The organism is Qipengyuania sp. B-5 (assembly GCF_056857815.1).
This window is the reverse complement of record NZ_JBSXNU010000034.1, coordinates 1-2,601: the sequence shown is the minus strand read 5'-3', so window position 1 is coordinate 2,601 and position 2,601 is coordinate 1. Positions and strand designations below refer to the sequence as shown.

1 protein-coding gene and 1 pseudogene are annotated in these 2,601 nt (G+C 62.9%); one reads left to right on the top strand and one right to left on the bottom strand.

Translation table 11 applies throughout. The annotated features are described in order from the left end of the window. Positions 1–258, bottom strand: a pseudogene (locus AC13CE_RS04505) (glucose/galactose MFS transporter); the annotation flags it as partial. Positions 259–397: 139 nt separating this feature from the next. Here AC13CE_RS04505 and AC13CE_RS04500 point away from each other — a divergent pair. Then, on the top strand, positions 398–2,452 hold the full coding sequence (locus AC13CE_RS04500) for a glycoside hydrolase family 97 protein (protein ID WP_482971639.1): 2,055 nt from the start codon (positions 398–400) through the stop codon (positions 2,450–2,452). Positions 2,453–2,601: the final 149 nt, after the last annotated feature.

Here is a 2,601-nt window from a genome sequence, read left to right as displayed (position 1 = left end):
GACCAGCTTGGCGCCGGGAATGCCGATCACGAGATAGGCGGTGAAGAAGCAGAACTGCACCAGCATGGCCTGGGTGTAGTTGAGCGTGAACAGCTCCTTCAGCTTGGGGATCAGCACATCGTTGAGCGAGGTGATGCCGCCAAAGATGAAGAACAGGCCGAAGACGAAATAGTTCAGCCCCGGCGCATGGATGCCGGTATCCTCCGCCTCCACCGGATGCGGATCCGTGCTCGACGAAACGTCGGGTGCAAGTGCCATCTCAATCGTCCTCCCAAGTCCCGCCGAACTATCTAGATTTCGGCCATCGAAAGCATGGCTACCCAAGAATGTAACCGGTTGCACGAAAATTCTGGCGCGCTGCCGTTCGAACGTTTAGCCCCTATGTCAGGAGGTAGAAATGATCGGATCGGTATCGGGTAGGCAGCGTAAATGGGGACTCTTCGCAGCGCTGTTCATGCTACTTTGCCCGTTTGGGAGCGTTGCCGCGCAAGACGATCCGGCGCATCGGCAGTGTTCGCCGGATGGTCGCCTTTGCTTTGCAGTGACGACTGTCGAAGGTGCGCCAACATATACGGTCGAACGCGACGGCAAGCGCGTCATCGATCCATCGAAATTTGGGTTCATGCTGCGGGGCGCGGGGAAGTGGGGCAGTGCTATCGCGCTTGGCGAAGCGGCACGAACCAGTGTCGACGAAGCATGGGAGCAACCCTGGGGCGAGAGCCGGCTCGTCGTAAATCGCTATAACGAATTGCGCGTGTCGATGACCGAACAGCGCGCGACCAACCGCACGATCGAGCTTGTCGTGCGGGTGTTCGACGAGGGTGTAGGCTTTCGTTTTGCGTTCCCGCAGCAGGAGCAGCTGGCCGATGTCATGATCGACGAGGAACTGACCGAATTCGTCATTTCCGGGGACGCGGAAGCATGGTGGATACCGGGCGGCGAATGGAATCGCTACGAATACCTGTATAACAATACGCCCGCAAACCAGGTCGGCACCGCGCACACTCCGATCACCTTCCGACGCGAAGACGGTCTGCACATTGCCATCCACGAGGCGGCGCTCGTCGATTACTCGGCATTCTGGCTGCAACGGATCGAAGGCCAGCGCTTCCGCACCCGGCTCGCGCCCTCGTCGCAGCCGTGGAAGGTGCGGCGGCAGGCACCCTTCGCCACCCCCTGGCGCACGGTGCTGATCGGCGAGGACGCGCCCGCGCTCTACGCCGCCTCCGACATGATCCTCAACCTCAACGAGCCGAACAGGCTCGGCGACGTGGGCTGGGTCAAGCCGCACAAGTACGTCGGCATCTGGTGGGGCATGCACCTCGACATCTGGAGCTGGAACGAAGGGCCCAAGCACGGCGCGACAACCGAAAACGCGCTGCGCTACATCGACTTCGCTGCCGAGCACGGATTTGGCTCAGTCCTTATCGAAGGCTGGAACCAGGGCTGGTGGAGCGAGAGCGGGCGCAACTTCGAGTTCGCCGAGGCTTATCCCGATTTCGACATGGACCGCGTCGCCGCCTATGCCGAAGCAAAGGGCGTCGAAATCATGGGCCACCACGAGACTGCGGGCAACGCGGGGCTTTACGAGCGCCAGTTGGAGGAAGCGCTCGACTACTACCAGCGCCACGGCGTCCATGCGGTCAAGACGGGCTACGTCGCCGATGCGGGCATGGTGCTGCGCGAGGACCCCGACGGCACCGAGCAATGGGATTACCACGACGGGCAGTACATGGCCCGCCACCACGTGCTCGTCGCCGAACGCGCAGCCGAGCACGAGATCGCGATCAATGCGCACGAGCCGATCAAGGACACGGGCCTCAGGCGCACCTACCCCAATCTCGTCAGCCGCGAGGGTGCGCGGGGAACCGAGTACAATGCATGGGGCGACCCCGCGAACCCGCCGAGCCACGAGCCGACGTTGCTCTTCACCCGCATGCTTTCAGGCCCGTTCGACCTGACACCGGGCATCGTCAGCCTGGAGGGGCGCGACGGAGGCCCGATTCCCAACACGCTGGCGCGCCAGCTCGCGGACTTCGTAGTGATCTACTCGCCGATCCAGATGGCGGCGGACCTGCCGGAGAACTACGCCAGGCACCCCGATGCGCTCGCCTTCATCGAGCAGGTTCCGGTCGACTGGGAGCGCACCCGCGTGCTCGCGGGAGATATAGGCGAGTTCGCGGTGGTCGCGCGCCAGCGCCGCGGGGGCGAAGACTGGTGGATCGGCGGCGTGACCAACCACGAGCGCCGCGAAGTCCCGATCGACCTGTCCTTCCTGTCCGAGGGCAAGCGCTACACCGCCGAGATCTGGCGCGACGGAGAAGGCGGCGGGATCGAAGGCAACCGCTTCGCCATGGTCCGCGAAACCCGCGAGGTGCGCGGGGGAGATACGCTGACGTTGGCGATGGAAGCCGGCGGCGGGTTTGCTCTGTCGTTACGATCCACAGAGTAATGGCCACTTTTAGGGTGATGGGGTGGACGCCCCCCGGCGGCATCGATGTGCCATAGTGGAGGTGTTTGAACACCACTAGAGAGGAGGCGTCCATGTCGGAAGTTAGCATCATCGGGTTGGATATCGCAAAGTCTGTTTTCCAGGTTCAC

Coding starts and splice junctions, on each gene's coding strand:
- AC13CE_RS04500 (WP_482971639.1), top strand. CDS start 398: ATGATCGGATCGGTATCGGGTAGGCAGCGTAAATGGGGACTCTTCGCA.